The sequence below is a fragment of the Rhodococcus sp. MH15 genome, from assembly GCF_019266045.1.
Lineage (GTDB): Bacteria > Actinomycetota > Actinomycetes > Mycobacteriales > Mycobacteriaceae > Rhodococcus_F > Rhodococcus_F qingshengii.
The window spans coordinates 1-364 of the sequence record NZ_LPNP01000087.1; the positions used below are offsets into that span (position 1 = coordinate 1).

1 pseudogene is annotated in these 364 nt (G+C 61.8%); it reads right to left on the minus strand.

The features are described 5' to 3' along the window. Positions 1 to 364, minus strand: a pseudogene (locus tag ATN37_RS32045) (transposase); the annotation flags it as partial.

Sequence of the window (364 nt, forward strand, 5' to 3'; positions counted from 1 at the left end):
GTACCCAACACTTCTCTGGTGCCGTCGATCGACACCCCAGTCGCGACGACGAGGGCGTGAGAGACCACGTGGGCACCGATCCGGACCTTGCAATACGTCGCGTCGAGAAAGATGTACGGAAAGCTGGTGTGCGTCAACGTGCGTTCGCGGAACCTCGCGATCTCGGTGTCGAGACCTGCGCAGATCCTCGAGACCTGGGATTTCGAGATTCCCGAGTCGACACCCAGCGCGGTGACGAGGTCGTCGACGTTGCGGGTGGATACGCCGTGGACGTAGGCCTGAAATGATCACCGCGTACAGGGCCTGATCGATGCGCCGACGTCGTTCGAGCAGACTGGGAAAGAACGACCCGGAGCGCAGCTTC